This window comes from Hyalangium minutum, assembly GCF_000737315.1.
Taxonomy (GTDB): domain Bacteria; phylum Myxococcota; class Myxococcia; order Myxococcales; family Myxococcaceae; genus Hyalangium; species Hyalangium minutum.
In genome coordinates this window covers 497,562-517,890 of record NZ_JMCB01000006.1, presented here as the reverse complement: position 1 = coordinate 517,890, position 20,329 = coordinate 497,562, and the positions used below count along the sequence as shown (strand labels likewise).

Sequence of the window (20,329 nt, the reverse complement as noted above, 5' to 3'; positions counted from 1 at the left end):
TCCATGAAGCGTCTCTTCGCGTTGTGTGTGGTGGCTCTGTGGACTTCTTCCGCGTGGGCGCAGGCAGCGGGTGCGGCTCCTGCGGATGCGGCTCCGGCAGCACCTTCCTCGGCTTCGACGGGCGCTGAGACCGAGCGCGCTGCCTCACAGGCGAAGGAGGCCGCTCCCGAGGGCTCCGGCCAGACGGCCGCTCCTGCCGCTCCCGCCGAGCAGAGCCCCACGGGTACGCAGCAGGCCGGGAAGTCGGAGCTGCTGACGCCCCCTCCTCCGCCGGCCACCCGCCCGCGCCTCGCGGTGGGGGACGACACGTTCTACGCCAAGCCCATCCTGGTTGTGGCGGGCGGCGTGCACGTGGAGCAGCTCATCCAGACGCTCAACAAGAACCGCGAGAGCCGCACGACGACCATCGCGCTCACGCGCTTCGGCTTCGAGGGCAAGCTGGGGCCCTACGTGTCCTTCCGCAGCGAGTTCGAGCGCAACATTCGCGCGCACGGCTCCGGCATCTGGGAGGGTACTGCCTCGCTCAGTGTCCGCGACCAGTACGTTCGCCTGCAGCGCTGGAACGCCACCGTCGACGCGGGCATCGTCCTGGATCCCGCCAGCGTGGACTTCATCTCCACCCACATCGCGGACGTGCTGCTGGCGGACAAGTACACGCGCGACCCGCTGCTCTACAGCGGCTTCAACCGTGGCCAGGGCGTCCAGGCGGGCTACGAGTGGCGCGGGCTGCGCGCGGGCTTCAACCTCACGGCCGCCAACCCGCTGAGCACCTCGTCGTCCTTCCAGGTGGGTGGCACCTTCGGTGGCGGCAGCCGCCTCTGGGAGCGGCCCCTGGGCAACTTCCGCATCGGCCAGCCCGATGACGACCTGCACTTCGTGATGCTCAGCCCGTCGCTCACGTACACGCACGAGCTGTTCGAGGCGAAGACGATGGTCCAGTCGTTCAACGTGAACTACCAGACCAACGCCCGCACCGACCCGCGCATCAAGGGCTACAACGTGCGCGGCAACCTGCTGTTCAAGCTGAAGGCCAACCTGGGCGTGCCGTTGCTCATCACCCCGTTCGTCAACTACGCGCGGGTACAGAATGACGTGACGAACAGCACTCCAGGCTTCGGCGACCAGCTGCTGTCCACGCGCTTCCTCGCCAACACCTTCTCTGCGGGCCTGGACGTGAACGTGCAGGGCCGCTCAGGCGTGGGCTTCGAGCTGGCCCGCGTGTCGGATCGCTCGCCCAACTTCGTGGCCCCCATTGGCGAAACCCCCGCCAGCGAGCCCATTACCCGCACCGTGCAGACGTACCTCAACATCGGTGGCACGTGGTGGCTGACGGATCAGGTGGCGCTCGGTGCTCGCTACGCGCGCTACAACAAAGAGCAGACCAACGTCGAGCACGAGACTGACGCATCCTACTTCGCCACCCTGCGCTTGGTGCTGTAGCGGGGAGCGAAGCGGACGTAACGCAGGGACGCTGTTCCACCCGGAGGGAAGCTCATGGCGCAGCACTCGAATACGTCCATCCTCAAGGTGGCCGTCGCCAGCTTCATCGGCACGGCCATCGAGTGGTACGACTTCTTCCTCTACGGGACAGCGGCCGCGCTGGTGTTCAACAAGCTGTTCTTCCCGTCGTTCGATCCGCTGACGGGGACCATGGCCGCGTTCGCCACCTATGCCGTGGGCTTTCTCGCCCGGCCTCTGGGTGGCGTGGTCTTCGGGCACTACGGGGACAAGCTCGGCCGCAAGACGATGCTGAGCGCCACGCTCATGATCATGGGCGCTGCGACCTTCGCCGTGGGGTTGCTGCCGACCTACGAGACCATCGGTGTCTGGGCACCCGCGCTGCTCGTCTTTCTGCGGATCCTGCAGGGCTTTGGTCTGGGCGGGGAGTGGGGTGGGGCGGTGCTGATGGCCGTGGAGCACGCTCCCGCGAACCGGCGCGGCTTCTACGGGAGCTGGCCCCAGATGGGGGCTCCCGCGGGCATGCTGGTGGCCAACTTCGTGTTCGCGCTCTTCTCGCGCATGGACGATGCAGCCTTCCTCTCGTGGGGCTGGCGCGTCCCGTTCCTCCTCAGCGCTTTGCTCATCGGCACCGGAGTGTTCATCCGGCTCAGCGTGGCCGAGTCTCCCGTCTTCGAGAAGCGCAAGCAGGAGGCCCACGTGCCCGGCATCCCCGCGCTGGAGGCCCTGCGCAAGTACCCGCGGCAGGTCTTCCTGGCCATGGGGGCCCGCATGGCGGAGAACGGCTTCTTCTACGTCATCACCACCTTCGTTCTCACCTACGGCACCGAGCGGCTCCAGCTGCCCCGGCTCGTCATCCTCAATGGCGTGCTCGTGGCCTGCGCCGTTCACCTGGTGGCCATCCCCGCGTTCGGCGCCGCTTCGGACCGCTTCGGCCGCCGGCCGGTCTATCTGGCGGGTGCGTTCGCCTCGGCCTTGATGGCGTTCCCCTTCTTCTGGCTGCTCGACACCAAGGAGGTGGGGCTCATCTGGCTGGCCATCTCGCTGGGCATGATTGCCCACGCGGCCATGTACGGCCCCCAGGCCAGCTTCTTCTCCGAGCTGTTCGGCACCCGCGTGCGCTACAGCGGGGCGTCGCTCGGGTACCAGATTGCTTCCGTGTTCGCCGGCGGCCTGTCTCCCATCATCGCTACCGGTCTGCTCAAGAAGTACAACGCGTCTTGGCCCGTGTCGGGCTACCTCATCGGGCTCGCGGCCCTCACGCTCGTCGCCGTGTACTTCTCCGCGGAGACCTTCCGCGAGAAGCTCACGGAGGACGCGGCGGTGGCGCCCGAGGCCGGAGTGGGTGCTTCGCAGGACCGGCCTGCGGCTTGAGGCATGTACATCCCGCAGCCCGCTCGTATGAGAATGGTTGAGGTTCGCATCCCCGCTTCGAGGTGAAGGCCCCCATGCACATCGGCTCGCTGCTGTCGCGGCACGCCCGCACCCGTCCCGACCACCTCGCCGTGGTCTTCCAGGATCAACGGCTCACCTGGCGCCAGCTCCACCAACGGGTGAACCGGCTTGCCAATGCCCTGCTCGGCATCGGTATCCAGAAGGGCGACAAGATCGCCACCCTGCTGCCCAATACCCTGGAGCTGCTCGACATCTACTGGGCGGCCGCTCGCATCGGCGCGGTGGTGGTGCCCTTGAGCCCCCTGCTGCGCGGGCGGGGCATCACCTCGCTCCTCAATGACTCGGACACGGACCTGGTCTTCACCCACCGGGCCTTTGTCGAGCACCTGGATCCTGTCCGTGCCGAGCTGCCCGCGATGAAGCCGGATCGCTACGTGCTGGTGGATGCGCAGGGCGTTCCGGGCTACCGCTCGTACGGCGAGCTGACCACCGGCGCGAGCGACCGCGAGCCCCCGTACATCCCGCTCTCCGGTGAGGATCCGTACAACATCATCTACAGCAGTGGCACCACCGGCTTGCCCAAGGGCATCGTCCACACCCACGCCATCAGAGCCGCCTACTGCACCATTTTCGCCTCGGAGTGGCGCATGACTCCCGAGAGCGTGGTGATGCACGCGGGCTCCATCGTCTTCAACGGCTCCTTCCTCACCCTCATGCCCTGGATGTACCTGGGCGCCACCTACGTCCTGCTGGACCACTTCGATCCCGAACTGGCGCTGCGCGCGTTCCAGCAGGAGCGGGTGACGCACACGTACATGGTGCCCTCGCAGATCATCGCCATGATGGGCCTGCCCGGCTTCACGGCGCAGAACCTGCCCGCCCTGCAGATGCTGGGCACCGTGGGCGCTCCCTTTCACAAGGAGCACCGCGAGGCGCTCACCCGCCGAGTGCCCGGCGTCTTCACCGAGCTGTACGGTCTGACCGAGGGCTTCATGACCGTGCTCGACAAGGAGCAGTACGCGCGCAAGCCCACCTCGGTGGGCGCGCCGCCCGCCTTCTTCGAGATGCGCATCGTGGGCGAGAACGGGAAGGATCTGCCGCCCGGCGAGGTGGGCGAGATCGTCGGCCGTGGCCCCATGCTCATGCCCGGCTACTACAAGCGCCCGGACCTTACCGCCCAGGCCATCGTGGATGGGTGGCTGCACACCGGCGACATGGGCTACGCGGACGAGGACGGCTTCCTCTACCTCGTCGACCGCATGAAGGATCTCATCATCTCCGGCGGGGTGAACGTGTACCCGCGCGACATCGAGGAGATCATCGTCCAGCACCCGGCGGTGAAAGAGGCGGCGGTGTTCGGCGTCCCCGACGAGAAGTGGGGTGAGACGCCGCTGGCCACCGTGCTCCTGCGCCAGCCCGGCGCGGTCACGGCCGAGGAGCTGCGGCAGTGGGTCAACTCCCGCGTCGAGGCCCGCTACCAGCAGGTGCGCGAGGTGGTCATCCGCGACGAGTTTCCTCGAAACACCGCGGGCAAGACGCTCAAGCGCGTCATGCGTGACGAGTACTGGAAGTCCCGTGGAGAGAAGATCTGAGCCTCTGCCATGATGCCCATCGTCCATGACTGGCTGGAGCGCAGGGCCCTGCTCTCGCCCGACCGCGTCGCGCTCATCGATGCCCTCCGCGACGGCCGCCGCATCACCTACCGCGAGTGGAACGCGGCCGCCAACCGCACGGCCCGCCTGCTGCACGACACGCTGGGCGTGAGGCGGGGGGACCGCATCGCGGTGCTCGCGATGAACTGTGTGGAGTACTTGGACCTCATCTTTGCCTGCGCGAAGCTGGGCGCCATCCTCCAGCCGCTCAACTGGCGCCTCAGCGTCGAGGAGCTGAAGGGGCTCTTCGCGGACGCGGAGCCCGGGGTCCTCGTCTACGGCCCTGACTTCCAGTCGCAGGTGGAGGCGGTCCGGCCTCACGCTCGCAGCGTGCGCCACGTGGTTCCGCTGGTGGACTCTCCGAAGCGGCCCGAGGGCGATGTGCTCTTCTCCGCGCGGGAGGCCCTGCCGGACACGCCGCTGCCTCCCGTCGAGCTGCAGGCGAGCGACCCGTGGGTGCTCTGCTACACGGGCGGCAGCACCGGGTTGCCCAAGGCCGCCATCCTGACCCACGGCTCCATCACCGCCAACGCGGCCAACACCGTGGTGAGCTGGGGCCTCACCGCGGACGATGTGGCGCTGCTCAATGCGCCGCTCTTCCACACCGGAGGTCTCAACGTCTTCACCCTGCCACTGGTGTACGTGGGCGGCGGCTCCGTGGTGTGCCGGGGCTTCGAGGTGGAGCAGGTGTTCGACCTCGTGCAGCGAGGCACGGTGACCGTCGTCTTCGGCGTGCCCACCATGTTCATCGAGATGCAGCGCCACCCGCGCTTCGACTCGGTGGACTTCTCTCGGCTCAAGCTCCTCATCAGCGGCGGAGCGCCTTGCCCCACGCCTGTCTTCGAGCGCTTCTTCGCGCGCGGCGTGGAGTTCAAGACGGGCTATGGGCTCACCGAAGCCGGGCCCAACAACTTCTGGCTCCCGTCCGGTGAGGTGCGGCGCAAGCCGGGTGCCGTGGGCGTGCCGCTCTTCCATGTCGAGGCCCGACTGGAGGGCGGCGGCGACGTGGGCGAGCTGCTCCTGCGCGGGCCGCACGTGTGCGCGGGTTACTGGCGGCGGCCCGAGGAGACCGCCAAGGCCCTGGCGGGCGGGTGGCTCCATACCGGCGATCTCGCGGAGCGAGACGCGGAGGGCTGCTACCGCATCGTCGGCCGCGTGAAGGACCTCATCATCTCCGGCGGGGAGAACATCTACCCGTCCGAGGTGGAGAGCGTCATCGCCGGGCACCCGGACGTGGCCGAGGTGGCTGTCATCGGCGTGCCGGACCCGAAGTGGGGCGAGGTGCCTCGAGCGCTCGTTGTCCGGCGTCCGGGGACCGCGCCCACCGCCGAGGCGCTGCTGGCGTACTGCAAGGACCGCCTGGCCCGCTACAAGACGCCCAAGTCCGTGGGCTTCGTGGACGCCTTGCCACGCACCGCCGCGGGCAAGGTGGACCGGCGCGAGCTGGCGGCCCAGCACGGCGCTCCCTGAGGCGGCTTACAGCGGCGTCTCCTCCTGTTGCCGCGCTGGCGTGGCGGAGAAGCGCGCCGCGAGTGCCCAGAGCTGCTGCGCCTGCCGGTGCAGGTCCACCACGGACTGGGCGATCTGCTCCACGCCCGTGACTGCGTCCAGGGAGTGGTTCGAGATGGACTGGATGCGGTCGGCGATCCGCTCACCCGCGTTGGACTGGCGCGCGCTGTCCACGGCCAGCTGACCCACACGGGTGTGAATCTCCCGGGTCCCTGTGACGATGCGGGCCAGCGCCTCGCCCGCGGTGGAGGACAGCTGCATGCCCTCCTCCACCTTCGAGGTCCCGTCCTGCATCAGCCCCGCGGCGATGGAGATGTCCTCCTGGTTCTTCTTCAGCAGGACTTCGATATGTCCCACCGCCTCGCGAGAGCGGTCCGCCAGCTTGCGCACTTCGTTGGCCACCACGCCGAAGCCCTTGCCGTGCTCGCCCGCGCGGGCCGCCTCGATGGCCGTGTTGACCGCCAGCACGCTCGTCTCGTTGGAGACGTCTTGGATGAGCTGGAGCATCTGCGCCACCACCGTACCGGAGGCCTGCAGCCGAACCACCCGCTCCTCGGACTTCTGCACCACGCCGACAATCTCGGAGATCTTCCGCGAGGCGGCCTGCACCGCCACGCCTCCTTCCTCCGCCATGCGCCCATTCCCCGCGGCCGCATCCGCCGCGGTCAGAGCCTGCTCGGCGTCTTGGGAGAGGCCCCGGCTCATCTGCTGCACGGATTCCGCGAGCTGGAGGAGCTGGTCCGACTGCTCACGGGTGGCCTTGGAGAGGTTGTCCGCGAAGCGCCGGATGCGGTCCGCATCCGCCACCGTGGAGACCGCCACGTCCGCCAGGCCCTTCACCATCTCCCGGACGCCCTGCACCATGGTGTTGAAGGCATGTCCCAGCTGGCCCAGCTCGTCCTCGGAGTGCACCGGCACCGTGGCGTTCAGGTCTCCCTGCTCCACGCGGTGCGCCGCGCTGGCCAGCTCGCGCACGGGCCGCACCACCGCACGGGAGAAGGCCATTCCCACCAGCAGCGCCAGCAGCATCGCCGCCCCCACCGCCAGGAGCAGCCGCTGCTGGAGCTCAGCCACCTCCTTGTCCAGGTCCTCCACGTACACGCCCGTGCCCACCACCCAGCCCCACGGAGCGAAGAGCTTCACGTAGGACTCCTTGGGCAGCGGCGTCGTCTCTCCCGGCCGCGTTGCCATATAGGAGATGAAGCCCGCTCCCTGCTCCTGCACCAGCTTGACGATGTCCACGAAGACCGCCTTGTTCTGCGAGTCGCGGTACCCCGACTGGTCCTGGCCCAGCATGTCCGGCAGGTGCGGGTGCATCACCAGCCGGGTGGAGAGATCATTCACCCAGAAGTACTCCGAGTCGCCGTAGCGGAGCTGCTGCAGCAGCCGTGACGCCTCGGTCTGGGCCTGCTCCGTCGTCAGCTCGCCGGCACGCACGCGCGCCTCGTTCGCCTCCAGCACGCCGTAGGCGAGCTCCACCACCTGGCGCAGGGCCCGCTCCCGGTCATCGTTGTGCTGGGCCCGGATCGCCGGGAGGATGTACAGCGGTTGCAACAGGAGCAGCGGCAGCGCCACCACCCCCATGGCGATGTACAGCTTCGTGAGCAGACTGCGACGCCTGAGTGCCAACACCATCAACCCCCAGCCTAGGGCACTCTGGCCCCAAGTGGGGGCTCGGCTGCCCTCTTTCCATGGGTATTTCACGCGGAATTGATCCAATTTGGCCCCGTAAGTTCCCCGGTGAACCGGCTTTTCCATGCATGGCGCTAGGGACCTCCCAGGTCAGATTCCGCAGGGGGACCTCTCTGGGCTGGAAGACCGTGTTTCCAAAGTGAGCGGACACGCCTCGGGGGTCCTGGGGACGACCTGGGGGGTCTTGAGTGGGGCGCTGACGCCGCAGTGCGGCATCCTGTCGAGATTCGCGACCTGCCAGGTGAAGACGCGCAGATCTACCCGGCAAGTTCTGTCCGTCTGCCTCCATACGTCTTAGGCCGTCAACCGTACCTTTAGGGTCGGGCAAGGAAGCATGGACAAAAAACTCGCATCGACAATCGGCGCCGCGGCGCGTGCCGCCCGGATGCGCCTGGAGCTCACGCAAGCTGATGTGGCAGAGCGCATCGAAGTGGCGACCGAGGTGTACGGCCGTCTCGAGCGCGGCGGGATGCTCCCCAGCGTCCAGACCCTGCTCCGGTTGTGCCATGAGCTGAACGTGTCTGCGGACGAGCTGCTGGGCCTGTCGCACCACACCCCCAGCCCGCGGACCTCGGAGGCTCCCTCGCTGCCCTCTGAGCGTCCGGAGATTCGCCGGCTGCTGCGCAACCTGCGGCAGCTGGACCCGTCTTACGTCAAGTTGCTCGGGCTGGTGGCCAAGGCGCTGCTGCGGCGCTGAGAGCCCTGGGGCCTACAAATCCGTCAACAGCCGGTCCAGCTCGTCCGGCTTCACCGGCTTGACCAAGTGGTGGTCGAAGCCCGCCTGGAGCGCGCGGTGGCGGTCCTCGGGCCCGCCGTAGCCCGTAATGGCGACGAGCCGGATGGCCTGGCCCACACGCGCCCGGAGCTCCTGCGCCACGCGGTAGCCATCCAGCCCCGGCAGGCCGATGTCTACCAGCGCCAGGTCTGGCCGCGCCTCCAGCGCCCGCGCCACGCCGTTCATGCCGTCCTGCGCCACCTCCACCTGGTGGCCCCAGAGCTCCAGCAGGTCCTTGAGCGCCTGACGCGCGTCCGAGTTGTCCTCCACCAGCAGGATGCGGCGGTGGCGCTTGCTCTCGTCCGAGGCGATGGTGGTGCTTGCCAGCGCGGGGGGGGCCACCGTCAGGGGGAGCTTCACCACGAACTCGCTGCCGCGGCCCACGCCCGGGCTGCTGGCGGAGATGGTGCCGCCGTGCAGCTCCACCAGGTTGCGCACCAGCGTCAGCCCGATGCCCAGGCCCCCACGGGTGCGCTCCAGGGACTCGTCCACCTGGGAGAACAGCTCGAAGATGGCCGGCAGCTTGTTGGCGGGGATGCCAATGCCCGTGTCCTGGATGCGCACCACCGCCCGGGCGCTGCCATCCACGCCCTCCTGGGAAGCCTGGACGGAGACCGCCCCTCCCGCGTCCGTGTACTTGGTGGCGTTGTCGAGCAGGTTCATGAACACCTGCTCCAACCGGGTGGCGTCCGCCTGCAGCCACAGGGGGAAGTCGGGCAGCGACGTCTCCAGCCGCAGCTCGCGGCCCTCGGACACCGGGCGGATGAGGGTGAACACCTGCTGCAGCACCGTGCGCAAGTCCATCCGCTCGCGGCGCAGCTGCACCTTGCCGCGGGTGATGCGGCTGACGTCCAGCAGGTCATCCACCAGCCGCGCCAGGTGGTGCGTCTGCCGGTGGATGATGGAGCGCATGCGCACCTCCTTCGCGTCATCCGAGGACTTGCGCTCGAGGATGCCGATGGCCGTCATGATGGCGGCCAGGGGGTTGCGCAGCTCGTGGGCGAGCATGGCGAGGAACTCGTCCTTGCGCCGGTCCGCCTCGGCGAGCTGGTCGGCGCGCAGGCGCATCTCCTGCTCGGCGTGGCGCAGGCGCAGCAGGCTCTTCACCGTGGCGATGAGCTCGGCGGGCTCGAAGGGCTGGGTGAGGTAGGCGTCCGCGCCGCTGTCCAGGCCCAGCACCCGCTTGTCCGCGGTGATGAAGGTGGCCGAGGTGTGCATGACGGCGATGGAGGCCGTCTCCGGGCTGGCGCGCAGGCGCGCGGCCACCTCGTAGCCGTTGAGGTCCGGCAGCTGCACGTCCAGCACCACGAGGTCCGGCCGCAGCTCCTGGGCCAGGCGCAGCGCCTCGCCCCCCGTGGCGGCCTCGATCACCCGGTGGCCCGCCATCTCCAGGATGCGCGTCACCAGGTAGCGGCTGGCGTCGGTGTCGTTGACGTTGAGGATGGTGGCCACGCGAAGCTCAACCACGGCGCACCTCCCGCTCTTCCACACGAGCGCCCAGCCCCGCTTTGGAGAGCGCGTCGCGGATGCGGGTGATGGCCACCTCGCGGCTCAGCGTGTGCTTGGCGAGGATGGCCGTCGTCTCGCGGGCCAGCCGCGTGCGCTCGTCCTCTTTCAGCTCATGGGACGTCTGGATGATGACGGGCACGTCGCGCGTGCGCGGGTCCGCCTTCAGCTCGTCCAGCACGTCAAAGGCCGTCATGTCCCGGAGGAGGAAGTCCAGGAAGATGAGATGCGGGGCCTTCTCGCGGGCCAGGCGGATGCCATCGCGGCCGCCCTCGGCCTCGAAGAGGGCGTAGGGGGTGTCCTTGAGGAGCTGCTTCAGCAGGTAGCGGTGCACCTCGTCGTCGTCGATGATGAGGATGCGCTCCACGGGGCCCCGGTGGGCCAGCTCTCCCAGCTTGCGCAGCAGCTGCGTGGCCTCCACCGGCTTGAGCCAGAACTCGTCGGCGCCCAGGGCGCGCGCCTTCTGCTCGCGGTCTGTCACGGTGACGACGAGGATGGGGATGTCCCGCGTCTCCTCCTTCATCTTCATCTCCGCCAGGAAGCTCCAGCTCGTCTCGCCCTCGAGCATCACGTCCAGCACCATGGCGGCCGGGCGCACGCGCTGCACGGTGCGGCGCGCCTCGTCCACGGAGCGGACCGGGAGCACCTGGAAGCCGGAGCGCTCCAGGTACTTCTCGTAGAGGAAGAGCGTCTGCCGGTCGTCCTCCAGCACCAGCACGGGCGCGCGCTGCGGATCCAACTGCTGGGCGCGCTCGGTGAGCCCCGCCATCTCCTTCACTTCCGGGTGCACCCGGGGAATGGTGACGGTGAAGGTGGCGCCCTGCCCCATGGCGCTCTGCACGGTGAGCGTGCCGCCCAGCATCTCCGTGAGGCGGCGCGCCAGCGTCAGCCCCAGGCCCGTGCCCTTCACCTTGCGCTGCAGGGGTGTCTCCACCTGGATGAACTCCTCGAAGATGCGCTCGTGGTACTCCGGGGGGATGCCGATGCCGGTGTCCTTCACGGCGAAGGAGACGGTGTCGCGCGGGCCCTCCGTCACGGAGACGGTGACGGAGCCCTGCTCGGTGAACTTCACCGCGTTGGAGATGAGGTTGCGCAGCACCTGGCTGAGCTTGGCCTCGTCTGTCTCCAGCTTCAGCCCCGAGGGCGAGTCTGGGAAGACGAGCTCCACCGGCGACTCGGGGGCCAGCAGCGGCCGCATCATCCCGCGCAGCCCGCGCATGAACTCGTCCGCCTCGAAGCGGGTGTGGCGCAGCACCGCCTTGCCAGCCTCCACCTTGGACAGATCCAACAAGTCATTCACCAGCTCGTAGAGGGCCTCGGCCGAGGTGCGGATGAATTGCACCTGCTTCTCCTGCTCGGAGGAGAGCTGGCCGTTGAGCGGGTTGAGCAGCACCTTGGAGAGGCCGAGGATGGAGTGGAGCGGGGTGCGGAACTCGTGGCTGACGTTGGCCACCACGCGGCTCTTCACCTCGGAGGCGCGCTGGAGGTTCTCCGCCTTCTCGTCCAGGGCGGCGTGGAGGCTGCGCACGCCGCGGTTGGACTCCTCCAGCTCCCGGTTGAGGCGCTGCAGCTCGTCCGCGCGGCGGGTGAGCTCGCGCTGCTGGCGCTCCGTCTCGCGGTGCAGCGCGGCCAGCTCGCTCAGGGTGGAGCTCACCTGCGCCAGCGCCGCGCCGTAGTCCTCCGGGACCAGGCTGCCCACCAGCATCAGCTGCCCGTCCCGTGGCTGGGCGTAGAAGGCGAACGTGGTGGGCTTGAGGCCCGCGCGGCAGAGGATGAGCTCCCAGTTCTCCACGCGCTCATCCCGGGCTTGCAGCAGCAGCCGGTCCACCTTCTCCTCGGTGCCCTGGGCCGCCAGGGTGCGCAGCTTCTGGCCGGGCTGTGCCGAGAGGATGTGCTCTGCCCGCTCGTCCGCCCAGAGGATGGTGCCAGCGGAGTCACACACGAGCGCCACCTCCCGGCTCAAGGCGTTGAGCTGCGGGGAGGCCAGCGGTGCCGTCGTCATGGGTGCTTCTCCTTCGGAATGCTGGCGGCGGAGAGCACCGCTTTGACTTCGTCCTGATTCGTGAGGCCCATCTCCAGGGCTGCCTCCAGGGCCTTCAGGGCCCGGAAGAAGGACAGCTCGCCAAACTCACGCAGCGGCCAGAAGCCCTGATACCACTCCACGTGCTTGGCGAAGACCTCCGGTTGCCCCGTGCCGAGGGCGTCCGCCAGGTACGAGAGGTGGAGCAGCAGCTCCTCTTCCAGCCGGGGAAGGAGGGGCGCGGGCACTTCCGGGTGCAGCAGGTGGGCAGTGGCGCGGGCCAGCTCCGAGGCCTTGTCCTGCAGGGTGCGCGCGGCGCCGGACGGGTAGCGCAGCACATCGCGAGCCGCCTGCACATAGGCCTGCGCGGGCGAGCCCGGGCCAAAGCCCTCGACAGCCAGCGCCGCCTGGAGTCCGGCGAAGTTCTGGTCCAGGTGCAGGGTGCACATGCCGCGGGACACGAGCAGCTTGCGCAGCCATACCGCGTAACCCTCCATCACCGAGGGGCGCTCCTCCGCCAGCGCCTGCATGAGGTAGCGCACGTGGAAATGCGCGTCCTCACCCCCGAAGCGGCGGGCCCGCTCGGCGCCGTAGCGCGCCTCCCAGAAAGGGTCCTGGTACATCCATTCGACGGAGGCTGCGGCAAGGCGGTCAGCGCGCGCCTCCAGCTGGCGGGGGAGTGTCTCCATGGGGGCTTTTCAGACTCCGAGGGTCCGGCAGGCGGAGGCAACCAGCTCGCGCGCATCCTTCCCATGGAAGGACACGCCCAGCTCCTGTTCCAGGCCCGGAACCCAGGTGAAGGCCAGTCCGCCCACGGCGATGGGGAGACGGGGCGCGAGGGCTCGCACCTGATCCAGCGCCGTGCGCAGGGCGGGGAGGTGATACGTCATGCTCACCGACAGCGCGAGCAGATCCGGCGTCTGCTCCCGCACCATGCGGGCCAGGTGGCCCGTGGGCACGTTGGCGCCCAGGAAGCGCACGTCGAAGCCCGCCATCTCCAGGAAGTCGCTGGCCATGCGAGCGCCCACCTCGTGCATCTCGCCCTCCACGCACGCCACCATGACGACCTTGCCGTTGGATGGATCCCTCGGCAGGTGGCGGTACAGATGCGAGAGCGCCAGCTGGGAGATGGCGGTGGCCAGGTGCTCCTGCGCGACGGAGATGCGGTTCTCTTGCCAGAGCCGTCCAATCTCGTACTGCGCGGGCTGGATGATCTTCAGGTGGATGTCCTGCAGCGGGATGCCTCGCAGCAGGCCCTCGTCCACCAGCAGGCGCAGGGCCTCCCGGCGATCCCCCGCGAGCTGAGCGGCAAGGTAGCGCTGCAAGAGAACCGACAGCTCGTCCAAGGTGGGGGAGAGAGAGTTGAGCAAGGGCAGCACGCAGGGGTGACGGTTCCCCTATTTAAGGTTTCCTGGCCGCTTTTCATTCATGAATCGACTCTCGCCATGCGAGCCACGAGGGGAGTGCTTGCCTGCTTGGGGGGCTGAAAGCACCCGGAGCGAGGATGAGCTCGCGGCGATTGTTGGGGCCTCAGGGAGTAACGCGTTGCGAGGTAGGGCGAGGGGGAGACGGACTGTAGAAATGACCGGTGGTGTGTTGAAGAAAGGACAGACTGTTTCCCCCACGGCCACGTGCAGAGGAGCCACCGCGTGGGTCCCAGCATGAAATACTGGCCAGGCCTCAGCAGTCCGCAGCCCGAGGGGGGCCTCGTATGAAGCCGGTCCGGGTGATGGTGGTGGAGGATGACCCGGAGGATATGGAGCTCATGGGGCTCGAGCTGAGGCGCGCGGGGTTCTCGGCCGAGCTGCACCGGGTGGAGACGGCGGAGGAGATGGAGCAGGCCCTGCGGCAGAACGAGTGGGACGCCGTCATCTCCGATTACCAGCTGCCGCTCTTCAGCGCTCCGGAGGCGCTGCGGCTGCTCCAGGAGACGGGCAAGGACATCCCCTTCATCGTCGTCTCGGGCACCGTGGGCGAGGCGGATGGCGTGGAGCTGATGCGCGCCGGAGCCCGGGACTATTTCCCCAAGGATCGAATCACCCGCCTGGCCGCGGCCGTCACTCGGGAGGTGGGCGAGGCCGAGGCGCGCCGGGCGAAGACCCGGGCCGAGCTGGAGCGGTCGCTCCTGGCTCGCGTGGGAGAGGTGCTCACCGCTCCCCTGGATTTCGAGCAGTGGCTGGAGCGGCTGGCCCAGCTGCCCGTGCCCGTGGTGGCGGACTGGTGCGCCATCTTCCTGGAGGAGGGGCAGGGGCTGCGGCTGGCCGCGCTGGCCCATCCAGATCCCGCGCAGGTGGCGGAGGCGTTCGCCATGGACCGGCGCGCCCCCCTGCGGCCGGATGCTCCCACGGGGCCGACTTTCGTGCTGCGCACCGGCCAGCCCGAGTTCCTCCCCGACGTGTCTGGCAAGGAGGAGCAGCTGGCCCGCAATGAGGAGCACCTGCGGAGGCTGCGCGGGCTGGGCCTGCGCTCCGTGCTCCACGTGCCCCTGTGCGGCCGCCAGGGGGCAGCGGGCGTCCTCATGCTGGCGACGAACCACCCCCGGAGGCTCGTGCAGGAGGACCTCGGCCTGGCCCAGGAGCTGGCCCGCCGCACCTCCCTGGTGCTGGAGAACGCGCGCCTCTTCCGGGAGATGCAGGAGGCGGTGCACCTGCGGGACGACTTCCTCACGGTGGCGGCCCACGAGCTGCGCACGCCGCTCACCACGCTGCGGCTGCAGCTGGGCGCACTCACCCAGCGCGCGGAGAAGGAGGGCATCGCTCCGGACTTCACCGAGCGCCTGGAGCGGTGCCAGCGCCAGACCCGCCGCCTGGCCACGCTGGTGGAGGGGCTGCTGGACGTCACGCGGCTGGCCAGCGGGGAGATGATGCTCCAGCCGGAGCGCTTTGACTTGGCGGAGCTGGTGGCCGAAGTCGTGGAGCGGCACGCCGCAGAGGCCCAGGGCGCCCGGTGCGAGGTGCGGCTCGAGGCCACGCCGGCCCTGTGGGGCCGGTGGGACCGGCTGCGCGTGGACCAGGCGGTGTCGAGCCTGATGAACAACGCCCTCAAGTTCGGCTCGGGGCACCCTGTGCAGGTGGTGGTGACACGAGAGGGCGCTCTGGCGCGCGTGGAGGTGCGGGACCGGGGCATCGGCATTCCTCCGGACCAGCTGGAGCGCATCTTCGAGCGCTTCGAGCGCGCGGTGTCCTCCCGCTCCTATGGAGGGCTGGGGCTGGGGCTGTACCTGGCTCGGCGCGCGGCGGAGGCCCACGGCGGACGCGTCTGGGCGCAGGCGAGAGCCGGCGGAGGTGCTACCTTCACCCTGGAGTTGCCACTGGACACGGCGGAGGTGCACCCATGACGGCTCGACCGCTGCTGGTGGTGGATGACGATGCGGACCTGCGGGAGGCCATCTCGGACGTGCTGCGTGACGCGGGCTATCAGGTCCTCACGGCGAGCAACGGCCGGAACGCGCTCGACGTGCTGGGCAAGAGCGACCCGCTGCCCGGGATGGTGCTGCTGGACATGATGATGCCGGTGCTGGACGGCGCGGGCTTCCTGGCCGAGGTGCGAGGCCACCCGAAGTTCGGGCAGATCCCCGTGGTCGTCTTCTCCGCGAGCGCCCGGCCCAACCTCCAGGAGCTGGGGGCGCGGGGGTGGGTGCGCAAGCCCGTGGACCTCGATGTGTTGCTGGAGGTGGTCCAGCAGCACGCGCTGCCGTGAGTCAGGCCCAGCGGCGCACCCAGTTCACCCAGTCGCCCAGGTCCCGGAAGCCCATGCGCAGGTAGACGCTGTGGCCCTGGACGGTGGACTGGAGCACGGCCGCGCGCTGGTTCCGGGCGCGCGCATCGAGCAGCAGGCCGCGCATCACCTCGGTGGCCAGCCCTCGCTTGCGCGCGCTGGGCGCGGTGGCCACGAGGTAGATGCCCGCGGTGTCCTCCACGTCGAAGGATAAGCCGGCCGCGATGAGCCGGCCCGCCTCGCGGATGCCGCGGATGCGCACGGGGCCGTAGGGCTGGCTGTGCCAGGGGCGGAGCTCGAAGGCCGCGCTGGGGCCGAACGCCTCCGCGTTGAGGGGGATGAGCTCCTCCTGCGAGGGGAGCTCCTCCAGCGGGAGGCTGGGAGGCGTGAGCGGCGTGTCCGCGAGGCTGAGGCCCATGGCCGGAGTCGAGCCCTCGGGGCGGTAGCCCGCGCGCTCCAGTGCGGGCCCTACAGGATTTCCCGGAGGCACCCACACGCGCCAGAGCTGGACGCCGTGGCTCCGGTAGAAGTCCTCGAGGGTGGGCAGTGCGGCCCGCAGCGCCTCCGTGTCGTGGAAGAAGACCTGCTGCTGGCCCATGAGCTGGGGGTGGTTCGGCTGGGCGAACGCCGCGAGGCCCGGGAGGGTCAGGCTGCGCAGAGAGCCTTGACTGGCCTGAAACTGCTTGAAGGCCGTGATGTTGGCGCGCAGGCGCCCGTCGAGCTCGGCATCCGTCACAGAGGTACAGGGTAGGCCGAGTGCGCCGCCTGGCAAACAACCCTCGCGTGGAAAATCCCCGCGCCTGGAGGCAGGGCGATTAGGTTCGGGGGTACCCTATGGACCGCTTCTTCGCCTTCCATCCCCGTTCGACTCGCATCGCGCTCGTCCTGGGGGGTTGCCTGCTCGCAGTGCTGACCGCCTGGGCCATGGCGACTGCTCGCCAGACCGGGGAGCCCTTTGCGGAGGCCCGCGCCGGTATCTCCGCCGGGCTGATGTTCCTGTTCCTCTACGCCTTCCACCGGCTGCGCCCACGGCCCGGGTGGGGCATCACCCTGGGGCCCATGGGCGTGCGCATGGCGCGGCCCTTCAGCAACGACAAGCCCATGGAGTTCACCTACGCACAGCTCTCGAGCGTGCGCAGGCTCGGCCGCAAGGGCGACGTGCTGGGGCTCTTCCACGAGCAGGGACGGGTGCTCATCACCCGGCATCTGTTTGCTCGCCGGGCTGTTTTCGAAGAGCTGATCTCCGCATTGGAGGAGCGAGTCCCACCGTCCCGTTACGACGCTTGAAAGAGGGGTGGAGGACAGGCTCCTCCGGGTGGGTTTGGCAGGCGGGCGACCGAACGACTTTTCTGAATATTTCCGCTGCCTTGCGTCCGGTCGTCGTCCTTGTCCGTGGTGCCCCGAGGTGATAGGCACGGACCCTGATCCAAGGCAGCTTTTCGAGGACCCATCACGCATGGAAAACACCCCCGCAACCGGCGTTTCGCCGACGCCGCCGCCCGTGGAGTATGGGGCCGAGAGCATCACCAAGCTCGAGGGCCGGGAGGCCGTCCGCAAGCGGCCCGGCATGTACATTGGCGACACCATGACGTACGGGCTGCACAAGCTCGTGTACGAGGTGGTGGACAACTCGGTGGATGAGGCGCTGGCCGGCTTCTGCACGGACATCGAGGTCGTCATCCACGTGGACGGCAGCCTGAGCGTCCAGGACAACGGGCGCGGCATCCCCGTGGGTCCGCACCCGGATCCGAAGTTCAAGGACAAGGACACGGTGGACGTGGTGCTGACCGAGCTGCACGCGGGCAGCAAGTTCGGCAACGGCGCGTACAAGGTGTCCGGCGGCCTTCACGGCGTGGGCGTCACGTGCGTGAACTTCCTGTCCGAGTGGCTCAAGGTCCGCATCCAGCGCAACGGCAAGGTGTACGAGCAGAGCTACACGCGCGGCGTTCAGGACGGGAAGGTGAAGGAGGTCGGCACCACCGACAAGCTCGGCACGCTGGTGTGGTTCAAGCCGGACCCGCAGGTGATGGAGGCGCGGGACTTCGACTTCGAGACGCTGAGCCAGCGCCTGCGCGAGCTGGCGTTCCTCAACGCGGGCCTGCGCATCACCATCCGGGACGAGCGGACGAACAAGGAGCACGAGTTCAAGTTCGACGGCGGCATCGGCTCGTTCGTGGAGTACCTGAACAAGTCCAAGCAGGCGCTGCACGACAAGCCCATCTACTTCCGCGCGGAGAAAGAGGGCGTGTCGCTGGAGCTGGCCATGCAGTGGAACGATGGCTACGACGAGCGCATCTACACCTTCGCCAACAACATCAACACGCACGAGGGTGGCAGCCACCTGTCCGGCTTCAAGGCGGCGCTCACGCGCACCATCAACAGCTACGCGGAGAAGGGCGGGCTGTGGAAGGACCTGAAGGAGACGCCCACCGGCGAGGACGCTCGCGAGGGCCTGGCGGCGGTCATCTCCGTGAAGCTGCCCAATCCGCAGTTCGAGGGGCAGACGAAGACGAAGCTGGGCAACAGCGAGATCAAAGGTCTGGTCGAGCAGATGGTGAATGACCAGCTCGCCACGTACCTGGAGGAGAACCCGGTCAACGGCAAGAAGGTGGTGGCCAAGATCGGCGACGCCTGCCGGGCGCGTATCGCCGCTCGCAAGGCGCGCGAGACGGTGCGGCGCAAGGGCATCCTGGATGGCGGCTCGCTGCCGGGCAAGCTGGCCGACTGCCAGAGCCGCGACCCGAGCGAGAGCGAGCTCTACATCGTCGAGGGTGACTCCGCAGGTGGCTCCGCGAAGCAGGGCCGGGACAGGCGCAACCAGGCCATCCTCCCGCTGCGCGGAAAGATTCTGAACGTGGAGAAGGCGCGCTTCGAGAAGATGCTGACGAGCGCGGAGATCGTCACGCTCATCACCGCGCTGGGCACGGGGATTGGCGCGGAGGACTACAATCCGGACAAGGCGCGCTACCACCGCGTCATCCTGATGACGGACGCCGACGTGGACGGCAGCCACATCCGCACGCTGCTCCTGACGTTCTTCTACCGTCAGATGCGCGAGCTGCTGGAGCGCGGCTACCTCTACATCGCGCAGCCGCCGCTCTACAAAGTGACGCGCAACAAGAAGGACATGTACGTCAAGGACGAGCGCGGGCTGAACGAGTACCTGCTGAGGATTGCCTCGGAGCACTCGCGGGTGGTGACGCCGGCTGGGGAGCTGGGCGGCAATGACCTGAAGGCGATGCTGGAGAAGGTCATCTCCTACGAGGAGCGGCTGGAGAAGCAGGCCAAGCGCAAGGACGCGCGTGTGGTGGATGCGCTGGTGCAGGCGGCTCGGGTGACGGCGGACACGCTGTCGGACGAGACGGCGCTGGCGGCGGAGGTGGAGCGGATGTACAGCTACTTCCGCACGCGCATGCCGGACATCCTGGGCCGCGTGAAGCACGAGCGCCGGGATGATCCGGAGCACCACACGAAGAAGCTGGTGTTCCACACCGAGATCAACGGCAGCATGCGGGAGACGGTGGTGGACCACGCGTTCCTGTCGTCGCCCGAGTACCAGGAGCTGGTGGGGCTGCGCGAGGCCTTCGCGTCGCTGGGCCGGCCGCCGTACACGGTGAAGCTGGATGGCGGCGAGCTGACGGCGTACTCGGTGCAGGAGGTGCTGGCCGCGGTGCGCAAGGACGCGCAGAAGGGCCTGGGCCTGCAGCGCTACAAGGGTCTGGGCGAGATGAACCCGGAGCAGCTCTGGGACACGACGATGAACCCGGCCACGCGCACGCTGCTGCAGGTGCAGCTGAAGGACGCGGTGGAGAGCGACGAGATCTTCTCGCTGCTGATGGGCGAGGCGGTGGAGCCGCGGCGCGAGTTCATCGAGCGCAACGCCCTGGACGTCCAGAACCTGGACATCTGAGCCGGGTTGACGGCGCGGGAGGCTTGGGGCACGTCCGTGCTCCATGTACCTCCCGCGGTCGTTTCAGGAGCAGGATCCCCAGCGCCTCTTCGCCTTCATGAGGCGCCACAGCTTCGCCACGCTCGTCACGGTGGAGGACGGCGTCCCTTTCGCCTCCCACCTGCCGTTCCTCGTCGAGCCCGGCTCCGAGGGCACCCAGGGACGGCTGCTGGCGCACATGGCCCGAGCGAACCCGCAGTGGCGCGCCTTCTCCGAGGACCAGGACGTCCTCGTCATCTTCCAGGGCCCGCACACCTATGTGTCGCCGTCCTGGTACGTCACCCAGCCCAACGTCCCAACGTGGAATTACACCGTGGTCCACGCCTACGGCCAGCCTCGGCTCATCGAGGAGCCCGAGGAGGCGCTGCGCATCCTCCGCGCCTCCGTGGACACCTATGAGTCCGGTTTCGAGAAGCCGTGGTCCATGGAGGGTGACTATGCCCGGAAGCTCCTGCCCGGTATTGCTGCGTTCGAGCTCCGCCTCTCGCGCGTGGAGGGCAAGTTCAAGCTCAACCAGAACCGGGCTCCCGAGGACCGCCGCGCCGTCATGGAGCGGCTGGAGCGCAGCGAAGACACTGAGCTCCGCGCCGTCGGCGCATTGATGCGCGAGCGGGACTCCTGACGTCCGGGAGCGCGTGAGACGAACGGACAAAACA

Annotated in this window: 16 protein-coding genes; 10 read left to right on the top strand and 6 right to left on the bottom strand. The window is 68.6% G+C overall.

From position 1 onward, the window contains the following. The first annotated feature begins 3 nt into the window (after positions 1-3). From DB31_RS17610 to DB31_RS17595, 4 genes are all read left to right on the top strand, one after another. Positions 4-1,440, top strand: a complete 1,437-nt coding sequence (locus DB31_RS17610; RefSeq protein ID WP_044188994.1) for a hypothetical protein — start codon at positions 4-6, stop codon at positions 1,438-1,440. 54 nt (positions 1,441-1,494) lie between these two features. Continuing rightward, complete coding sequence (locus tag DB31_RS17605) at positions 1,495-2,832, top strand: MFS transporter (protein ID WP_044188992.1); 1,338 nt, start codon at positions 1,495-1,497, stop codon at positions 2,830-2,832. Positions 2,833-2,906: 74 nt separating this feature from the next. Then, complete coding sequence (locus DB31_RS17600) at positions 2,907-4,445, top strand: class I adenylate-forming enzyme family protein (RefSeq protein ID WP_044189999.1); 1,539 nt, start codon at positions 2,907-2,909, stop codon at positions 4,443-4,445. A gap of 12 nt (positions 4,446-4,457) precedes the next feature. After that, positions 4,458-5,975 carry an acyl-CoA synthetase gene (locus tag DB31_RS17595; RefSeq protein WP_044189995.1) on the top strand — a complete coding sequence of 506 codons (1,518 nt, stop codon included), beginning with the start codon at positions 4,458-4,460 and terminating at the stop codon, positions 5,973-5,975. A 6-nt stretch (positions 5,976-5,981) separates the two neighbouring features. Here the strand turns inward: DB31_RS17595 and DB31_RS17590 are convergent, their stop codons facing one another. Next, positions 5,982-7,643, bottom strand: a complete 1,662-nt coding sequence (locus tag DB31_RS17590) for a methyl-accepting chemotaxis protein (protein ID WP_240486744.1) — start codon at positions 7,641-7,643, stop codon at positions 5,982-5,984. Positions 7,644-8,040: 397 nt separating this feature from the next. Here DB31_RS17590 and DB31_RS17585 point away from each other — a divergent pair, with 397 nt between their 5' ends. After that, entirely contained in the window at positions 8,041-8,403 is a 363-nt protein-coding gene (locus tag DB31_RS17585) for a helix-turn-helix transcriptional regulator (protein WP_044188990.1), read from the top strand. Positions 8,404-8,415: 12 nt separating this feature from the next. Here the strand turns inward: DB31_RS17585 and DB31_RS17580 are convergent, their stop codons facing one another. The 4 genes from DB31_RS17580 to DB31_RS17565 are packed head-to-tail and all read right to left on the bottom strand — an operon-like array spanning position 8,416 to position 13,386. Further along, complete coding sequence (locus DB31_RS17580; protein ID WP_044188988.1) at positions 8,416-9,948, bottom strand: response regulator; 1,533 nt, start codon at positions 9,946-9,948, stop codon at positions 8,416-8,418. Then, positions 9,941-11,989, bottom strand: coding sequence for a hybrid sensor histidine kinase/response regulator (locus DB31_RS17575; protein ID WP_044188986.1), 2,049 nt, complete (start codon positions 11,987-11,989; stop codon positions 9,941-9,943). The genes DB31_RS17580 and DB31_RS17575 overlap by 8 nt, the downstream gene beginning before the upstream one ends. Beyond that, positions 11,986-12,696 (bottom strand): hypothetical protein, encoded by a 711-nt coding sequence (locus DB31_RS17570; protein ID WP_044188984.1) that lies wholly within the window; start codon positions 12,694-12,696, stop codon positions 11,986-11,988. Before DB31_RS17570 ends, DB31_RS17575 begins: the two co-directional genes overlap by 4 nt. A gap of 9 nt (positions 12,697-12,705) precedes the next feature. Then, a complete protein-coding gene (locus tag DB31_RS17565; RefSeq protein ID WP_420806707.1) occupies positions 12,706-13,386 on the bottom strand; it encodes a cobalamin B12-binding domain-containing protein in 681 nt (226 codons plus the stop codon). A 332-nt stretch (positions 13,387-13,718) separates the two neighbouring features. Here DB31_RS17565 and DB31_RS17560 point away from each other — a divergent pair, with 332 nt between their 5' ends. Beyond that, positions 13,719-15,344, top strand: coding sequence for a sensor histidine kinase (locus DB31_RS17560; protein WP_044188982.1), 1,626 nt, complete (start codon positions 13,719-13,721; stop codon positions 15,342-15,344). After that, the gene (locus DB31_RS17555; protein ID WP_044188980.1) at positions 15,341-15,706 is read left to right on the top strand and encodes a response regulator; all 366 of its coding nucleotides are present in this window, start codon (positions 15,341-15,343) and stop codon (positions 15,704-15,706) included. Before DB31_RS17560 ends, DB31_RS17555 begins: the two co-directional genes overlap by 4 nt. A 1-nt stretch (position 15,707) precedes the next feature. On the opposite strand, the gene DB31_RS17550 is transcribed toward DB31_RS17555, so the two are convergent. Then, entirely contained in the window at positions 15,708-16,460 is a 753-nt protein-coding gene (locus DB31_RS17550) for a GNAT family N-acetyltransferase (RefSeq protein WP_044188978.1), read from the bottom strand. A 98-nt stretch (positions 16,461-16,558) separates the two neighbouring features. On the opposite strand from DB31_RS17550, the gene DB31_RS17545 reads away from it, so the two are divergent. The 3 genes from DB31_RS17545 to DB31_RS17535 all read left to right on the top strand — a co-directional run bounded on the left by DB31_RS17545 (position 16,559) and on the right by DB31_RS17535 (position 20,295). Next, on the top strand, positions 16,559-17,011 hold the full coding sequence (locus DB31_RS17545; RefSeq protein ID WP_044188976.1) for a hypothetical protein: 453 nt from the start codon (positions 16,559-16,561) through the stop codon (positions 17,009-17,011). A gap of 169 nt (positions 17,012-17,180) precedes the next feature. After that, on the top strand, positions 17,181-19,634 hold the full coding sequence (gene gyrB / locus DB31_RS17540) for a DNA topoisomerase (ATP-hydrolyzing) subunit B (RefSeq protein WP_083968400.1): 2,454 nt from the start codon (positions 17,181-17,183) through the stop codon (positions 19,632-19,634). 43 nt (positions 19,635-19,677) lie between these two features. Beyond that, complete coding sequence (locus tag DB31_RS17535; RefSeq protein WP_044188973.1) at positions 19,678-20,295, top strand: FMN-binding negative transcriptional regulator; 618 nt, start codon at positions 19,678-19,680, stop codon at positions 20,293-20,295. The last annotated feature ends 34 nt before the right edge of the window (positions 20,296-20,329 follow it).

What these genes read in the sequence shown, in the direction of transcription:
- DB31_RS17610 (WP_044188994.1), top strand. Translation starts at nt 4, where the DNA reads ATGAAGCGTCTCTTCGCGTTGTGTGTGGTGGCTCTGTGGACTTCTTCC.
- DB31_RS17605 (WP_044188992.1), top strand. Translation starts at nt 1,495, where the DNA reads ATGGCGCAGCACTCGAATACGTCCATCCTCAAGGTGGCCGTCGCCAGC.
- DB31_RS17600 (WP_044189999.1), top strand. Translation starts at nt 2,907, where the DNA reads ATGCACATCGGCTCGCTGCTGTCGCGGCACGCCCGCACCCGTCCCGAC.
- DB31_RS17595 (WP_044189995.1), top strand. Translation starts at nt 4,458, where the DNA reads ATGCCCATCGTCCATGACTGGCTGGAGCGCAGGGCCCTGCTCTCGCCC.
- DB31_RS17585 (WP_044188990.1), top strand. Translation starts at nt 8,041, where the DNA reads ATGGACAAAAAACTCGCATCGACAATCGGCGCCGCGGCGCGTGCCGCC.
- DB31_RS17575 (WP_044188986.1), bottom strand. Translation starts at nt 11,989, where the DNA reads ATGACGACGGCACCGCTGGCCTCCCCGCAGCTCAACGCCTTGAGCCGG.
- DB31_RS17570 (WP_044188984.1), bottom strand. Translation starts at nt 12,696, where the DNA reads ATGGAGACACTCCCCCGCCAGCTGGAGGCGCGCGCTGACCGCCTTGCC.
- DB31_RS17560 (WP_044188982.1), top strand. Translation starts at nt 13,719, where the DNA reads ATGAAGCCGGTCCGGGTGATGGTGGTGGAGGATGACCCGGAGGATATG.
- DB31_RS17555 (WP_044188980.1), top strand. Translation starts at nt 15,341, where the DNA reads ATGACGGCTCGACCGCTGCTGGTGGTGGATGACGATGCGGACCTGCGG.
- DB31_RS17545 (WP_044188976.1), top strand. Translation starts at nt 16,559, where the DNA reads ATGGACCGCTTCTTCGCCTTCCATCCCCGTTCGACTCGCATCGCGCTC.
- gyrB (WP_083968400.1), top strand. Translation starts at nt 17,181, where the DNA reads ATGGAAAACACCCCCGCAACCGGCGTTTCGCCGACGCCGCCGCCCGTG.
- DB31_RS17535 (WP_044188973.1), top strand. Translation starts at nt 19,678, where the DNA reads ATGTACCTCCCGCGGTCGTTTCAGGAGCAGGATCCCCAGCGCCTCTTC.